Annotated in this window: 10 protein-coding genes; 2 read left to right on the top strand and 8 right to left on the bottom strand. The window is 68.5% G+C overall.

Annotated elements, in window-relative coordinates:
* Nucleotides 1-90: 90 nt before the first annotated feature.
* Together C265_RS05810 and C265_RS05805 are read left to right on the top strand one after the other, a co-directional pair.
* Entirely contained in the window at nt 91-2274 is a 2184-nt protein-coding gene (locus C265_RS05810) for a TonB-dependent siderophore receptor (RefSeq protein WP_010814232.1), read from the top strand.
* Between the two features lie 2 nt (nt 2275-2276).
* Nucleotides 2277-3494, top strand: coding sequence for a DUF1624 domain-containing protein (locus tag C265_RS05805; RefSeq protein ID WP_010814231.1), 1218 nt, complete (start codon nt 2277-2279; stop codon nt 3492-3494).
* Between the two features lie 28 nt (nt 3495-3522).
* Here C265_RS05805 and C265_RS05800 read toward each other — a convergent pair whose 3' ends face one another.
* The 8 genes from C265_RS05800 to C265_RS05765 form a co-directional block, all read right to left on the bottom strand.
* Complete coding sequence (locus tag C265_RS05800) at nt 3523-5328, bottom strand: efflux transporter outer membrane subunit (protein ID WP_010814230.1); 1806 nt, start codon at nt 5326-5328, stop codon at nt 3523-3525.
* A gap of 39 nt (nt 5329-5367) precedes the next feature.
* On the bottom strand, nt 5368-7329 hold the full coding sequence (locus C265_RS05795; RefSeq protein ID WP_010814229.1) for a glycosyltransferase: 1962 nt from the start codon (nt 7327-7329) through the stop codon (nt 5368-5370).
* Between the two features lie 2 nt (nt 7330-7331).
* Nucleotides 7332-8684 (bottom strand): hypothetical protein, encoded by a 1353-nt coding sequence (locus tag C265_RS05790; protein ID WP_010814228.1) that lies wholly within the window; start codon nt 8682-8684, stop codon nt 7332-7334.
* Between the two features lie 27 nt (nt 8685-8711).
* Nucleotides 8712-10094, bottom strand: a complete 1383-nt coding sequence (locus C265_RS05785; protein ID WP_010814227.1) for an HlyD family secretion protein — start codon at nt 10092-10094, stop codon at nt 8712-8714.
* A gap of 517 nt (nt 10095-10611) precedes the next feature.
* Entirely contained in the window at nt 10612-12078 is a 1467-nt protein-coding gene (locus C265_RS05780; protein WP_010814226.1) for an MFS transporter, read from the bottom strand.
* 44 nt (nt 12079-12122) lie between these two features.
* Nucleotides 12123-14039, bottom strand: coding sequence for a TRAP transporter large permease subunit (locus C265_RS05775; protein WP_010814225.1), 1917 nt, complete (start codon nt 14037-14039; stop codon nt 12123-12125).
* Nucleotides 14036-14665, bottom strand: coding sequence for a TRAP transporter small permease subunit (locus C265_RS05770; protein ID WP_010814224.1), 630 nt, complete (start codon nt 14663-14665; stop codon nt 14036-14038). Before C265_RS05770 ends, C265_RS05775 begins: the two co-directional genes overlap by 4 nt.
* Nucleotides 14666-14690: 25 nt before the next feature.
* Nucleotides 14691-15734 (bottom strand): TRAP transporter substrate-binding protein, encoded by a 1044-nt coding sequence (locus tag C265_RS05765; protein WP_010814223.1) that lies wholly within the window; start codon nt 15732-15734, stop codon nt 14691-14693.
* Nucleotides 15735-16097: the final 363 nt, after the last annotated feature.

Raw genomic sequence — 16097 nt, 5'->3', positions numbered from 1 at the left:
CTTAATGAGAAATTATTATCATTAGTGAGTCGCTGCGGTTTGCCAGTCGGATGGCCGCCGCCGCGACTCGTTTTTATTGGGGTGTTCCTTATGCTGCTTGCGCAGCTCAGCCGTGCCCGGCGCCGCGCGCCGTTTTCGTTCCTGCCTGTTGTGCCAGACCTGCGCCCGGTCCAGGCGCGTTCATTGCGGCCGGTTGCTGCCCTGATGCTGGCGATGTCCGGCCTGGCCGAGGCGGCGGATACCGCCGAGGCCTCCGATATTACGCTGCCGGCGGTGTCGGTGGTCGGCACGGCCTCCGCATCATACAACCCGCCCGACGCCTCCGGCGCGACCCGCACCGACACGCCGCTGCGCGAAATTCCACAGTCGGTGCGCGTGGTGCCGCGCGCCATGCTGGACGATATCGCCGCGACCCGTTTCGACCAGACCTTCGACTATGTCAGCGGCATTGCGCGCCAGAACAACTTCGGCGGCCTGTGGGACAACTTCGCCATGCGCGGCTTCACCGGCCATGAGAACACCGGCGCGGGCTACCTGGTCAACGGCTTTGCCGCCAACCGCGGCTATACCGCGCCGATGGATGCGGCCACGATCGAACGCGTGGAAGTGCTCAAGGGCCCGACGTCATCGCTGTACGGCACCAGCGAGCCGGGCGGCACCTTCAACGTGGTCACGCGCCAGCCGCAGTTCCGGCCTGCGCAGCGCTATGGCTTCGAGCTTGGCACGCGCGACGGCTATCGTGCCACGGCCGATGTCACCGGCCAGCTTGGCGAGAACGTGGCCGGCCGGCTGATCGCCGTGGCCGACCACCAGGGCAGCACGCGCGACTACATCAACAGCCAGCGCTACCTGGTGGCGCCGTCGTTCACCTGGACCCTGGGCAACGACACCGTGCTGCAGTACGCGGCCGAATTCCAGCGCTACACCACGCCGATGGACCGCGGCGTGGTGGCCGTCAACGGCCAGCTGGGCCGCATCCCGCGCTCGCGCTTCCTGGGCGAGCCCGGCGACGGCGACATGCGGCTGGACAGCCAGTCGCACCAGCTCAGCGTGGAGCACCAGTTCAGTCAGAACTGGAAGGGCAGGCTCGGCCTGTCCTACCGCGGCGGCGCACTGACGGGACATAGCAGCGAGGCGACTTCACTGGCCGCCGACGGCCGCACGCTCTGGCGCCAGCGCCGCTACCGTGACTTCCAGTCGGACGATGTCTCGCTGCAGGCCAGCGTGACCGGCAAGTTCAGCACCGGCCCGGTCGGGCATGAACTGCTGATGGGGGTGGATGCCTACCGCTTCGGCAATACCATGGCGATCCTGCGCAAGAACCCCAGCGCCGCGGCGCCGTACGCGATCGACATCTACGACCCGGCCTATGGCCAGCCGGCGCCGCCGATGCCGTGGAACATGGACACGTACGAGCGCCAGCGCAATCTCGGCGCCTACGCGCAGGACCAGCTGAGCCTGGGCGAGCGCTGGCGCGTGCTGGCCGGCGTGCGCTTCGACGCCTTCGACCAGTCGCTGGACAACCACCTGCGCGGCACGCGCGCCACGCAGCACCAGAACGCAGTGTCGCCGCGCGTGGGCGTGAGCTACCTGGCCAGCCAGAACGTGTCGCTGTTTGCCAATGCCAGCCAGTCATTCCGTCCCAATGCCGGCGCCGACGCCGCGGGGCTGCCGTTCGACCCCGAGCGCGGCCGCGCGGTGGAGGCCGGCATCAAGTTCGACAGCGAGGACCGCCGCAGCGGCGCCACGCTGGCCATCTTTGAGATCCGCAAGCGCAATGTGCTGGCCACCGACCCGTCCGATCCCTCCTTCTATATCGCCGCCGGCGAAGCGCGCAGCCGCGGCCTGGAGCTGGATGTGGCCGGGCAGCTTGGCACCCACTGGCGCGTATCGGGCAGTTTTGCGCTGACCGATGCCGAGATCACGCAGGACACGCGCCTGGCCGCCGGCACGCCGCTGTCCAACGTGCCGCGCACCGGCGGCAGCGTGCTGGCGGTATACGAGGATGCCGCGCCGGTGGGCCAGCGCTATGGCGTTGGTGCCGGCCTGCGTTATGTGGGGCGGCGTCCGGGCGATGTGCAGGACAGCTTCTCGCTGCCGGCCTATGTGCTGGTGGACCTGCATGGCTACTGGCAATACAGCCGCAACGTGCGCGTGTCGCTCAACGTGGGCAACCTGTTCGACAAGACCTATTACGCCAGTTCGTACAGCAGCCTGTGGATTGCGCCGGGCGCGGGCCGCAGTGTGCGGCTGGGCGTGCAACTGAGCTATTGACGATGCTGCCAGCCAAGGCGCGCACTGCCGCGCCCCTGTCTTCTCCGACAGTCTTCCCTTCTGCCGCGGTCGCGCGGCCGGCCGGCGGCCGGCTGCTGTCCATCGACGCTCTGCGCGGACTGGTGATCCTGATCATGCTGCTGGACCACGTACGGGACATGTTCTTCCTGCACGTCCAGGTGGCCGATCCCATGGATGTCGCCACGACCTCTCCGGCACTTTTCTTCAGCCGGCTCGCCGCGCATCTGTGCGCACCGGTTTTCATCTGGCTGGCCGGCATATCGGTGTGGCTCTACGGTGCCGCCGGGAACGACCGGCGCGCCGTCAGCGGCTTCCTGCTCAGGCGCGGCGTGTTCCTGGTGCTGCTGGAGGTGACGCTGGTCGGCTTTGCCTGGACCGGGACCTTGCCGCCGCAGGTGATCTACCTGCAGGTGATCTGGGCCATCGGCCTGAGCATGATGGCGCTGGCGGCACTGGTGTGGCTGCCGCGGGCGGTGCTGATTGCCGCGGGCATTGCGCTGGTTGCCGGCCACAACCTGCTGAGCCCGCTGCATTTCCCGGTGGACAGCGCCTGGCACGTGCCCTGGGCCATCCTGCACGACCGCACCTGGATCGAGGTGGCTGATGGTTTCAGGGTGCGTACCTCATACCCGGTGCTGCCGTGGATCGGCGTGATCGCGCTGGGCTATGCGGCGGGGCCGTGGTTTGCCGTCACGGTGCCTGCCGCGGTACGGCAGCGGCGGCTGGCTGGATGCGGGCTGGCGGCGCTGGCAGGCTTTGCGGTGCTGCGCGCGCTGAACGGCTACGGGCAAGAGCAGAAATGGCTGGCGGGCAGCGACGCCTTGCATACCGCGATGAGCTTCCTCAACGTCACCAAATACCCGCCGTCGCTGCTGTTCCTGCTGCTGACACTGGGCGTGGGCTGGTTGCTGCTGGTGTGGCTGGAGCGAGCGCAGGGCAGCTGGATCGCGCGGCGCCTGGCTGTGTTCGGCGCCGTGCCGATGTTCTTCTACCTGCTGCACCTCTACGTGCTGCAGGGGCTGTACCAGGCTTGCGTGCACCGCTGGGGCCTGAACCAGGGCAAGGTGTTCGGCCTCGACCACGTCTGGCAGCTGTGGCTGGGCGCGGCCGTGCTCGCCCTGGCGCTGTGGCCGGCGGTGCGCTGGTTCGCGGCGCTGAAAGCAAGGCGGCGGGACTGGCGCTGGCTGAAGTACTTCTGACCAGCGCCTGGGTCCCGCACGTCCCGGCTCAGCGCGGCGTGGCCGCGACGGGTGCCGGCTGTGCCGCCGCCGGGGATTGCGCCGGAGCCTGAGGTTGCGCTGCGGCCTGGGGCTGGGCTGCTGCCTGAGCCGGTGCCACGGCTTGAGGCTGTGCGGCGGCTTGGGGCCGTGCCACGGCCTGAGGTTGCGCCGCGGCTGGAGGTTGCGCCACGGCCTGCGGCTGCGCCACGGCTTGAGGCCGTGCCACCGCCTGGGGCTGTGCCGCGGCTTGCGGCCGCGCGGCGGGTGCCTGGCGTGCGCCGCCATTGGCCGCCGGGGCGGCCTCGGTCACCTCGCGCCAGCCGCCGCCGAGCGACTTGTACAGCGATACGCGGCTGGTCAGGCCGGCCAGCTTGTACGTGATCAGCGCCTGCTGCGCGGTGTAGAGCTGGCGCTGCGCGTCGAACACGCCGAAGTAGTCGTCCACGCCGTTCTTGAAACGCATTTCCGACAGCCGCCGGGTCTCGCTGCCTTCGCGCACCAGCGCTTCCTGCGCCTGCACCTGGCGCTCGTAGGTGGCGCGTGCCGCCATGCTGTCGGCCACTTCGCGGAACGCGGTCTGGATGGTCTTCTCGTAGTTGGCGATGTTGATGTCCTTGCGCACGTTGGCCGCATCCAGCCCGGCCCGGTTGCGGCCGGCGTCGAAGATCGGCACGGTCAGCTGCGGCGCGAACACCCATGCCATGCCGCCGGAGAACAGCCCCGCCAGGCTGCTGCTGGCCACGCCCAGTGCGCCGGTCAGCGAGATGCGCGGGAAGAACGCCGCGCGTGCCGCGCCGATATTGGCGTTGGCCGCCTTGAGGCGGTGTTCGGCGTTGAGGATGTCGGGGCGGCGCACCAGCACGCTGGACGGCAGCCCTTCGGGGAACTCGCTCACCAGGGTGCGCGCGTCCAGCGGATCTCGCGCGGCGGCGTTGGCGTTGGCCGTTGCCGCGCCGGCATCGGTCACGGATTTCGGCAACGGGCCGCCGATCAGCAAGGACAGCGCGTTCTCATCCTGCGCCACCTGCCGCGTGTATTGCTCAACGCCGACCTGCGAGGTCTGCACCTGGGTTTGCGCGCGATGCTGGTCCAGCTGCGCCATCGCGCCAACCTGCCGCCCGCGCCGCACCATCTCCGCCGCGTCCTGCTGCGTCTTCAGCGTGTCCTGCGACAGCTTCAGCAGCGCGCGGTCGGCCAGCAGCGTCAGGTAGGCGTTGGCCACCTCGGACACCAGGCTGATCTGCGCGCTGCGGCGCGCTTCCTCGGTGGCCATGTATTCCTCGAGCGCGGCATGCTTGAGGCTGCGCACCCGGCCGAAGAAATCAAGCTCGAACGCCGTAAAGCCGATGCCCGCGTTGTAGGTGGTGATCTGCGGCGACTGGCCCGCCGCGCGCAGCCGTTGCGGCAACCGCTGCGAGACCATGCCGGCATTGCCTTCCACCGTGGGGAACTGCGCCGCGCGCTCGATCTGGTACAGCGCGCGCGCTTCGTCGATGGCAAGCGTGGCCATGCGCAGGTCGCGGTTGTTGGCCAGCGCCAGTTCGATCAGCTGGCGCAGTTGCGGGTCGACGAAAACATCGCGCCATCCCAGGTCCGCGGCCGAAGGGCCGGCGGGTTGAGCCGGCTGGCCCGGCTGCGCCGCACCGGCCTGCGGGGTGCGGTAGGCAGCGCCCTCCGGCCACGCCGACGGGACCGGCGCGTCGGGGCGCTGGTACTGCGGTTCGAGCGTGCAGGCAGCAAGGGCCAGCACGAGTGCGCCGGGCAGCAGCAGGCGCGGCGGGGGCAGGGTACGGGGGCGTGGCAGGCTTCGCATGGATGGTTCCGGAGAGTGGGGATTGTTATCTGGCATGGTTCAGCCCAGCAGCGCGCGCCGCACAAAGCGCGACAGCGCCAGCTTGGGCTGCCCCTGCCGGGCAATGTTGTGTGCGGGATCGGTGAACAGCAGCCGGATCAGCGCGTGGCGCGCCGCCATGCCGGCGTTCAGGGCGATGCCCAGCAACTGGCCGTCGCGGCGCACCACGCGGCACGGGATCCAGCCGGCCTGCGCCAGCCACAGCGCGCCCTCGGTGCCGGCTGGAATGGCCGGCGCCAGCGGCGTGGTGACGGCAACGCCGTTGCAGGAAAGATCCCTGGTGGTCACGCGGTATTCCTTGCCATCCACGCGCAGCAGCGCTGCCGCGCGGTGCGGGAAGCGCTCTTCCTTGCGCGGGCGCGGCAGTTCCACGCAGACCAGCAGCGAGGCCAGGTACAGCATCAGCGCCACCCCGGTCCAGATGGTGTTGAAGGCGAGCCCTTGCGCATCGGGGTCCACCACCAGGGCGCGGCCCAGTCCCAGCGCGGAGAAGCCCAGCAGCCCCGCGTACAGTGCAGCGAACTTGCCGTGGATCACCAGTTTGGAGCGGTCCAGCCCCTTGTTGGTCACCTTGAAAGGCCGTCCGAACGGCTTGAACATCGCGCTCACCAGCGATGCGGTGACGGCCAGCGCCGCCACGATCTGCGTGACTTCGGTGAAGATCGGCAGCGCGCGCTGGCCGGTGATCCAGATGCTGTACGCCCAGTACGCCACCAGCGCCGGCAGGCCGTAGGCGAGAAACTGCAGCGGCTCGCCATACAGGGTGGAGACGCCGAGGTACCAGTACAGCAGCGGCCCTGCCAGCAGCATCAGCGTGAATGGCCGCGACAGCCAGTGCAACAGGCCGTGCACGTAGTGCAGCCGCTGCATCCCGGTGTAGCCGCGCCCGCGCAGCGGCCCGTCCGCGGTCAGCGCCACCTGGATTGTGCCCAGCCCCCAGCGGCTGCGCTGGCTGATGTACTCGGGCAGGCCTTCGGCTGACAGGCCCACGCTCAGGCGCTCATTGAGCCAGCGCGTGATATAGCCGTGCGGCAGCAGCCGGTAGGTCAGGTGGATGTCCTCGGTCACCGTGCCGGTGGGGAAGCCGCCGATCAGGTCGATCAGGTCGCGCCGCACCACGAACGAGGTGCCGATGCAGAACGCCGCGCCCCAGGCGTCCTTGGCCGGCTGCATCACGTCGAAGAAGGCGCGTTGCTCATCGACCCAGCATTCGGTGGCGCGCAGGTTGTACTGGATCGGATCCGCGTTGTAATAGAACTGGGGTGTCTGCACCACGCCCACGCGCGCATCGCTGAACAGCCCCACGGTGCGCAGCAGGATATTGCGATGCGGCGCGAAGTCGGCGTCCAGCACCAGGATGTAGGGCGCGCCGCCGGCCGCGGCGCTGTGGCGCAGGCCGTTGTTGAGATTGCCGGCCTTGGCGTGGGCGTTGTCCGGGCGCGTCACGTAGTGCGCGCCGACCCGTTCGCAGAACTCGCGCAGCCAGTCGCGGCGGGTGTCGTCCAGCACCCAGACGCGGAAGTCGGGATAGTCGATCGCCAGCGCCGAGACAATGGTCTTCTCCAAAATGTCCAGGCCTTCGTTGTAGGTGGCGATGAAGATGTCCACCGGCGGCACCTGCTTCGCGCGGCGCAAGGCGGCCTCGCCCGCGTCGGCGTCGGGGGTGTGGTTGCTGGTGCGCGCCAGCACCACGATCGACAGCAGCGTATAGGCCAGCGTCATGCATTCGAAGGCAAAGAACACATGGGCCCACACGCTGGCGAAGTTCATCTGCCAGTCGGGCAGCGTTTCGCGGACGCGCCAGGTCAGGTATACCGCCAGCAGCAAGGCGGTGACGCCGCCGAACAGCACGCGGTCCGCCGGCCGGTCTTGCCGGCACAGCATCGAGAGCAGCACCATCGCCAGCAGCACGCCGCCGTTGATGACCAGCAGCGTCTGGTTTTCCAGAAACAGGGCGAACATCGTCACTCCTTGGCGGCGGTGTTGATAGGGGCGGTTGCAGGTGCCGCGGCCGCAATGGCCGGCGGCGGGCAGGACGGTTCCAGGCATCCGCCCGGACGGAAGGGGTTCCAGCGCGCCGCGGCCAGCACGGCCCATGCAGTGGCGCCCAGGTGGGGCAGGTGGAAGTAGTGGAAGTCCTCCGTGGTCGAGGTGGGCCCGATCGACAGCCCGGTGCTGATGCGCGCCTCGGGCGTGGCGTAGAGCATCCCGGACGGCGCCCGCTGCGACAGCAGCAGCTGCCACAGTGGCTGCGCCTGTTGCGCCTGCCCGGCGGCCTGCAGCACCAGCGCGGCCTGCCCGGTGCCTTCGGTCCAGATGCCGTCGGGGCCGCCCTTGAAGCCGTAGCCCGCGCCGGCGCGGTGCTTGGCCTCCACCCACGCCAGGTTGCGGCGCCAGTCCTGCGGCGGGTCCGGGATCGCGATCAGCGGCCACAGCACCGCATCCAGCGCGGACGGGCCGGCGTTTGGCGCGCGCCCATCGTCGCGTGTGCCGATGATGAAGCGGCCCTCGCGCGCCTGCCACATGGCGCCGACAAAGCCGCGCGAGCGCGCCGCGCCGTCGCGCCAGCGCGGATCGTTGCGCTGGCTGGCGAGCCAGCTGAAGGCGGCATAGGTATCGACGTTGTGCTCGGTTGATTTCCAGCCCTGGCGGGTCTGCTTCGGCTCATGGCCGAAGAAGCCGCCGATATAGCCGGCGGGCGCGCCCGTGTCGGGCACGGTGGCATGCACCCAGCCCATCAGCGCGGCGGCGCCATCCAGGTAGCGCGCATCGCGGGTGGCCTCATGCACGGCCAGCAGCAGCAGCGCGGCCCAGGCCACGTTACCGGTGGCAGTGCCGGCCTGGTAGGCATCTTCAAACCAGCGCTTGCTGGGCTCGTCCCACCAGCCTGGCAGGGGCACCGCGCCGGCCGGCAGCGGGCCGGCGCGATAGGCGTTGCGCAGGCGCGCATCGCGGAAGTGGCGGTCCTGGCGGGTTGCCTGCAGCACGGCGTCGGCAATGCGGCGCGCTTCGGCGGGACGCTTGCAGGCCACCAGCGCGATGCCGGCCAGCGCGTTGTCGTAGACGAAGGCGGCATTGCGCAGCGCCGGGGCCAGCGGCCCGCCGCCCGGCGCCGGCTCATAGCTGGCGAGAAACAAGGGGCCGTTGCCGCTTTCACGGCTGACGCGCTCGGCCAGGGTCTTGCAGCCGTCGGCCAGCAGGGTCTGCTGGGCAGGCTCGGCAGCGCGCGCCGCGCCTGGCGCCAGCGCGAGCACGGCGGGAAGCAGCGCGCCGGCAACCAGGCGGGGCAGGCGTGCAGTCGGGATCGGCAGTCGCATCCGGGTCTCCTTTGCCTGCGTCGGCGGTTATATCAGCGATGCCCGCAGCTGGCCCAGCCAGCTCTGGTTCAGCGTCACGCGCGCCCAGCGGCCCATGCCGCAATGGCCGGACTGGGTTGGCCCTGCCGCTGCCCGTGCTGCTGCCCCTGACGCCCCGCCAGCCTTGCCGGGCACGTTGCCCAGCGGGCGGTCGAGCTTGGCGATCACATAGATCTCGTTCTTCTCGATCGGCGGGAAGGGCACGAAGTAACGCGCCTGGTCGCCGTCCGGCGCGCGCGGCAGTACCTCTGCCACCGATGCCGGCAACGCCGTGGGCACGCCGTCGACATTCACGTTCAGCCGTGCACCGGGCAGCAGGTTGTCGCTGAGGCTGCGCGGGAACACCGCAACCACGCGCGTCTGCGCGCAGTTGCTGGCGCGCGCCAGGGTGGCGCCGGCGGCCACGCGCATGCCGGGCTGCGCGATCAGGTCTTCGATGGTGCCGGGTTCGGCCGAGCGGATCTCCAGGTTCGAAAGCCGGTCGAGGCGTTCCTGTTCCGTGGCGATCATCTCGTCCACCGACTTGCCATAGGCCTCCAGTTGTTCCAGCTCTGCCGTCAGCTGTGCCGATTCCGCGCCCAGTACCTGGCGCCGCTGGGCCAGCGTGGCGCTGGGGCCGTCGGTGGATGAGGCATAGACCTTGTTGCGCGCGGCCTCGCTCACGCTGACTGCGTTATCGAGCTCGGCCTTGGCCGCTGCCTTGGCATTGGAAAGCATCGACAGCTGGTAGCGCGAGGCATTGGTGTAGGCCTCGCTGACCGCCCCGGCCCACTGCATGTTCTGGTTGCGGTTGACCACTTCCTGCTGCTGGTCTTCCTGTGCCCGGGCCGATGCCAGGCGCGCCTCCAGGGCGCGCACGCGCGCACCGTGCTCGCGTTGCGCAGCGCTGTTGTAGCGCTGCAGGTCCTGCTCGGTGGCGGCCATCAGCCGGCGGTTGCTTTCCAGCCGCGCGCGGGCGGAGTCATGGCGCTGCTGGTTGTCGAGCTTCTTGCCGGTCAGGTCGACCAGCAGCGAACGGTCGATGTTCGGGTTCTGCACGATCATCAGCGCCTGGTTGGCCGAGAACGACTGGCCCGCGGCCACCATCTGCTTCGTCACGATGCCTTCCACGGGAGAAGTCACCAGGCTGACCGGACTGTTCACCACGGCCCGCTCCGACGAGCGCGTAAACACATTTGGAAACATGATTGTCAGTACGGCCCAGATGATGAACAGCACCACGCCGTAGCCCGCCATGCGCGGCACGATGTGCCAGAGCGGCACGGTAACGGGCTGCGGGCGTTGCACCAGGCCGTCGCCGTGGGGCTGGCGCAGCGGAGCCGGTGTCAGCGGGTGTTGTCTGGGTGGCGGATTATTGCGCTGGTCGGCCATGGTGTTGTTCTCCGGCAAGCAAAGTCAAAAAGCGTCCCCGCCGGCATGCACAGGGTGCATGCCGGATGAGCGAAAATTCCACGCAAGCGGGTAGCGTCGCGCAAGGGCTGTCGCGCGGTGCCCGGCTTGCATGTCCCCAATTCAGCTTGTTGTCTGCAGCACGCTCGATGTGGCCAGGCCGTATCGGCGCGCCTTGCATTCGGGCCGACAAGCGGCCCCTGGATTTGCCCGGCTTCATCCGGGCAGAGTTGAACAATGGCCAGTCAATGGCCAAGAAGTGGCAGCCCGCTGACGCAAAGATTCATGCACTCAGGCCGCCGTGTGTGAGTTAAAGGCTAGTCAGTTGCCCCGTCCCTTGCTGTAAAAATGTGTAAGGGGAGGCTGTAGCACTGCTTAACACGGCAGTAACATGACATGCAATGAACGACGAATACAGCACACATTGACGGGGTTTTGACGCTGGTACGGAGTTGAGTCCGGCAGCGATGGCAGTTGGCGCGCGCTGCGGTGACGCGGGCTAATCGTCGGCTGCGAGTGGCGGCGCGATGTGCTCCAGCGGCCGCCGTTCGGCGTCGATGCCGAAGCGCAATGCCAGCAGCCCGGCGACGATCACCAGCAGCGCGCCGAAGCCGTAGCCTGCCGCCACGGCTTCGCGGCTGCCGCTTTCAATCAGCGCGCCCAGCAGCACCGGCGCGATAAAGCCGCCGGTGCCGGTGCCCACGGCGTAGAACACCGAGATCGCCAGCGCGCGCATTTCCAGCGGGAAAACTTCGCTGGCGGTCAGGTAGGCGGAGCTGGCCGCGGCCGAGGCCAGGAAGAACACCGCCGACCAGCACAGCGCCTGGCCGCGCGCATCGAGCCAGCCTTCAACGAAGGCCCAGCCGGTCAGTGCCAGCCCGATGCCGGACAGCACGTAGGTGGCGGCAATCATGCGCCGGCGCCCGATGTGGTCGAACAACGGGCCAAGCAGCAGCGGCCCCAGCGCGTTGCCCAACGCAAAGGGAAAGATATACAGCGCCACGCGCGCTTCCGGCACGGCATAGAAGCGTGTCAGCACCAGCGCATAAGTGAAGAAGATTGCGTTGTAGAAGAAGGCCTGCGCCACCATCAGCGCCAGCGTGATCATGCTGCGGCGGCGGAAGCGCCGCAACAGCAGGCGCATGACTTCGCCCACGCCCGGCGCGGCGCGCCGGCGCATCGCCACCGCGACGCAATCCGGTGCCACCGGCGGCAGCGGGCCATGGCGGGCGCGCACCTCGGCCTCGATCGCGGCGATCACGCGCTCGGCCTCTTCCAGCCGGCCATGGGTGGCAAGCCAGCGCGGGCTCTCCGGCACATGCTTGCGCACCAGCACGATGGCCACGGCCAGTACCGCGCCCAGCGCGAAGCAGACGCGCCAGCCCCAGACCGGGCCGAACACGCGCGCATCGAGCAGCACCAGGCTCAACCCGGCGCCGAGTGCCGCGCCCAGCCAGAAGCTGCCGTTGATGGCCAGATTGACGCGCCCGCGCACGCGCGCCGGGATCAGTTCGTCGATGGCGGAATTGATGGCCGCGTATTCGCCGCCGATGCCAAGGCCGGTAAAAAAGCGGCAGGCCGCAAAGAAGGCAAAGCCGGGAGAGAACGCGGTGGCCAGCGTCGCCACCATGTAGACCGCGAGCGTGGCCAGGAACAGCCGCTTGCGCCCGAGCCGGTCGGCCATGCGCCCGAACACCAGCGCCCCCAGCACCGCGCCGGCGATATAGAGCGAGCCTGACCAGCCGACCTGCGTCGCGGTCAGGCCCAGCGTATCGGGGCGCTCCAGCACGGCGCCGACCGAGCCCACCAGCGTGACTTCGAGGCCATCGAGGACCCAGGCGACGCCCAGCGCAATCGCCACGCGCCAGTGCCAGCGCGACCATGGCAGGCGGTCCAGCCGCCCCGGAATGTCGGTGCGGAATGCGGTGTCGACGGGAAGGCTGGCGAGGGCGGTATCGGTTGGCATTGCCAACCAGTATAGGAAACGGGTGCAAACGGGTGCCGCAGCGTTCAGCGGTACAGCACCGTGGGCAGCCAGAGGCCGATGCCGGGGAAGACGTAGAGCAGCACCAGCGCAATCAGCTGGATGCCCATGAACGGCAGCATGCCCAGGAAGATCTGGTTCAGCGTGACATGCGGCGGCGCCACGCCCTTCAGGTAGAACGCGGCCATTGCCACCGGCGGCGACAGGAAGGCGGTCTGCAGGTTCAGCGCCACCAGCAGCCCGAAGAACAGCGGGTCGATGCCGAAGTTATCCAGCAGCGGGATAAAGATCGGCATGAAGATGATGATGATCTCGGTCCATTCCAGCGGCCAGCCGAGCAGGAAGATGATCAGCTGCGCCAGGATCATGAACTGCACCGGCGACAGGTTCAGCGACAGCACCCACTGCTCGACCAGCGCCTGTCCGCCCAGCAGCGCGAACGCGGCAGAGAAGATCGACGAGCCCACGAACAGCCAGCACACCATGGCGCTGGTCTTGGCCGTCAGCAGCACCGATTCCTTGACCACGCGGAAGTTCAGCTGCCGGTACGCTGCGGCCAGCAGCGCGCCGCCGAGCGAGCCCACCGCCGCGGCTTCGGTCGGCGTGGCCAGCCCGAACACGATCGAGCCCAGCACCGCCAGGATCAGCAGCGCCAGCGGGAAGAACGACGACAGCAGCATCTTGAAGATTTCCAGCCGCGCGAAGCTGAAGCGCCAGTAGAAGTACACCAGCACCGCCGCCACGGCCGCCAGCGTGATCCAGAACCAGCGGGGTGCGGATACTGCAGCCGCCGGCACTGGCGCTGGCTGCGCCCCGGCTTGCGCTGCGGTCGTCGGTGCAGGGGTGGTAGCGGCGGGAGCGGCCGGCGCTGCGGGCGCAGCGGATTCTTCCACTGGCGGCGCCTGCAGGTCGTCGAGTGATGCGCTGCTTTCCTCGGCGCCTCCCATCGACAGCGGTGCCTCCACCGCGACGCTGGCGGCGGGCGCGGTGACCACGCTGTATATCGTTCCCATCACCAATACCACGGCGATCGCCGGCAGCAGCACGATGCCAAGCTGGCGCGCGAACACTGCCGTCGGCAGGTCGGCATTGCGCGGGCCCTTGAGGGCGCGCATCAGGCCAGCACCGAGCGCAGGCAAGGCATGGGTGGCGCCGCCGGCTTCCAGCGTGCGCGCCACCGGCGGCAGCGGCACCACCCGCTCTGCTTCCGGCAGCGGCGGCGCCAGCGCAGGCTTGAGCTTGGCCAGGATCAGGATGTAGACGATATAGAGCCCGGTCAGCATCAGGCCCGGGAAGAACGCGCCCGCATAGAGCTGCACCACCGACACGCCCGCGGTGGCGCCGTAGACGATCAGCAGCACCGACGGCGGGATCAGGATGCCCAGGCAACCGCCCGCGGTGACCGCGCCGGCCGACAGCGACGTGCTGTAGCCCGCGCGCAGCATGGCGGGGAAGGCCAGCAGGCCCATCAGCGTGACCACGGCGCCGACGATGCCGGTGGCGGTCGCGAAGATCGCGCAGGTCACCAGCGTGGCCACCGCGAGCGAGCCGGGAATCCACGCCAGCGCAAGGTGCAGGCTGCGGAAGAGCTTTTCGATCAGGTTGGAGCGCTCGACCAGGTAGCCCATGAACACGAACAGCGGGATCGAGATCAGCACGTCGTTGGTCATGACGGCATAGGCCCGCTGCACCATCAGGTCCAGCGTCTGCTGCACCGCGATCGTGGGGTCGGCGTGGCGGTAGGCCAGCCAGGAGAACAGCACGCCCATGCCCATCAGCGTGAACGCGGTGGGGAAGCCCAGCATGATCGCCACCACGATCAGCGCCAGCATCAACAGGCCGAGGTGTCCGTTGGTCCATTCCGCCGGCGCGGGCATGAACCAGGCCACGGCGCCGACGATCAGCACCATCAGGGAAATGCCGAACCACAGTTCTTTCCTCATCGGCCGGCTCCAGGCTGGTCGTCGCGCGGCGGCGGTGACTCGGCCAGCTCAGCGGTAGGGGTGCCTTGCACCATCTCCTTGAGCTGCTCGACATCGACTTCCTCGACATCGCCTTCGCGCGGCGGCCAGCTGCCGTTCGCCAGGCACAGGATGCAGCGGATGGTCTCGGCCACGCCCTGCAGCAAAAGCAGCGCGCCGGCCACGGGAATCACTGCCTTGAACGGATAGATCGGCGGACCGTCGGCGGCGATGGAAGAGTGTTCGTCCTGTGCCAGCGAGACCTCGAAGAAATCGATGCCCGCCCAGGCCAGCGCGATCACACCGGGGAAGAAGAAGGCCAGGTAGAGCACCAGGTCGATTGACGCCTGCATCCGCGGCGGCAGGAAGCCATAAAGGATGTCGCCGCGCACGTGGCCGCGCTTGGCCAGGGTATACGCGCCGGCCAGCATGAACATCGTGCCGTACAGCATATTGCTGGCATCGAACACCCAGGCGTGCGGCGTGCCCAGCGCATAGCGCGAGAACACCTCGTAGCTGATCATCAGCGTGAGCCCGATGATCAGCCACGCGCCGGCCTGGCCGACGAAGGTGCTGATGCGGTCGATGCCAAGCAGCAGGCGTTGCACGGTATGGCCCCCGGAGTGGCGCGGCTCAGGTGCGTTTGGAGAAGTAGTGGCTCGTTGCCAGCCGGAAATCGACGTTAGTGTCGTTCTGCCAGCGCGTGGCGCGCTCGGCGAAGGCCTTCATCGAATCATTGACCTTCTTGAACATCGGGTTTTCCTTTTCCTTGCGCGCCACGATCTCATCCCACACCTTCAACTGCGCCTGCAGCACCGAGTTGGGGGTCGCGTAGAACTTCACGCCTTGCTTCTGCAGCGCCTGGTAGTCCTTGGAATAGCGGTCGATCGCCTTGATCGACATATCCGCGGACGCCGCTTCCACCGCGTTGGCGATCAGCGCCTTGAGCTTGGCCGGCAGCGCGTCATAGCGCTTGCGGTTGAACAGGATCTCGAACTGCTCCGAGGGCTGGTGGAAGCTGCGCAGCATGCAGACCTTGGACACGTCCTGGAAGCCCAGCGCGCGGTCGGAGCTGGCGTTGTTGAACTCGGCCGCATCGAGCAGCCCGCGGTCCATCGCCGGCACGATCTCCGCGCCCGGCAGCGCGTTCACCGCGGCGCCCAGGCCGGTGAAGATGTCGATCGACAGCCCCACCGTGCGGAACTTCAGCCCCTTGAAGTCTTCCGGCTTGGTGATGGGCTTCTTGAACCAGCCCAGCGGCTGGGTCGGCATCGGGCCATACAGGAACGACACCACGTCCAGGTTGAGGCTGCGGTAGATCTCCTGCTGCAACTCCTTGCCGCCGCCGTACTTGTGCCAGGCCAGCAGCATGTTCGGGTCCATGCCCCAGGCCGGGCCCGAGCCCCACAGCGCCAGCGCCGAGTTCTTGCCATACCAGTACGCGATCACGCCATGGCCGCCGTCCAGCGTGCCCTTGCTGACCGCGTCGATCAGGTCGAAGGCCTTGACCACCGCGCCCGCGGGCAGCAGCTCGATCTTCAGGTCGCCGCCCGACATATTGTTCACCTTGGTGACGAAGTCGCCGGCGAACTCGTGGAAGATGTCCTTGGTGGGCCAGGTGCTCTGCCAGCGCATCGTGACCGGGCCTTGCGCCTTGACGATGGCCGGGAAGCCCATTGCCGCGGCGCCCGCGGCCGCACCGGCGGCCCCCCCAAGGAAGCCGCGCCGGGAAACGCCTGGCTTGGTTTCCGCTTCAGGTTTTGCTGCGCCTGCTTTCCTTGTCCTGGATGCCATGACCGCCTCCATTTGCTATGTGTGGGATTACCCGCGAGCGCCGGCCATGGGGGCCGAGACAACTCGCCACTGACGCGAACATCGGAAAAGTCGGGAAATCTGGAGCATGCCGGGCCAGTGGCCGCGCGGCAGGAGCGGGCGTGCAGGTGGCCCGTGATTCCCTTCATGGTAGGAAAGGGACAGGGAACCACAATCTAGGGATTACCCGCGCGGTGTGGGCCCGCGCACTTCGTGGCGGGGCCCGCC

Origin of the sequence: Cupriavidus sp. GA3-3, assembly GCF_000389805.1 — a bacterium.
GTDB lineage: Bacteria > Pseudomonadota > Gammaproteobacteria > Burkholderiales > Burkholderiaceae > Cupriavidus > Cupriavidus necator_D.
The sequence above is the reverse complement of the archived record's forward strand: the minus strand, read 5'-3'. Positions and strand labels throughout refer to the sequence as shown.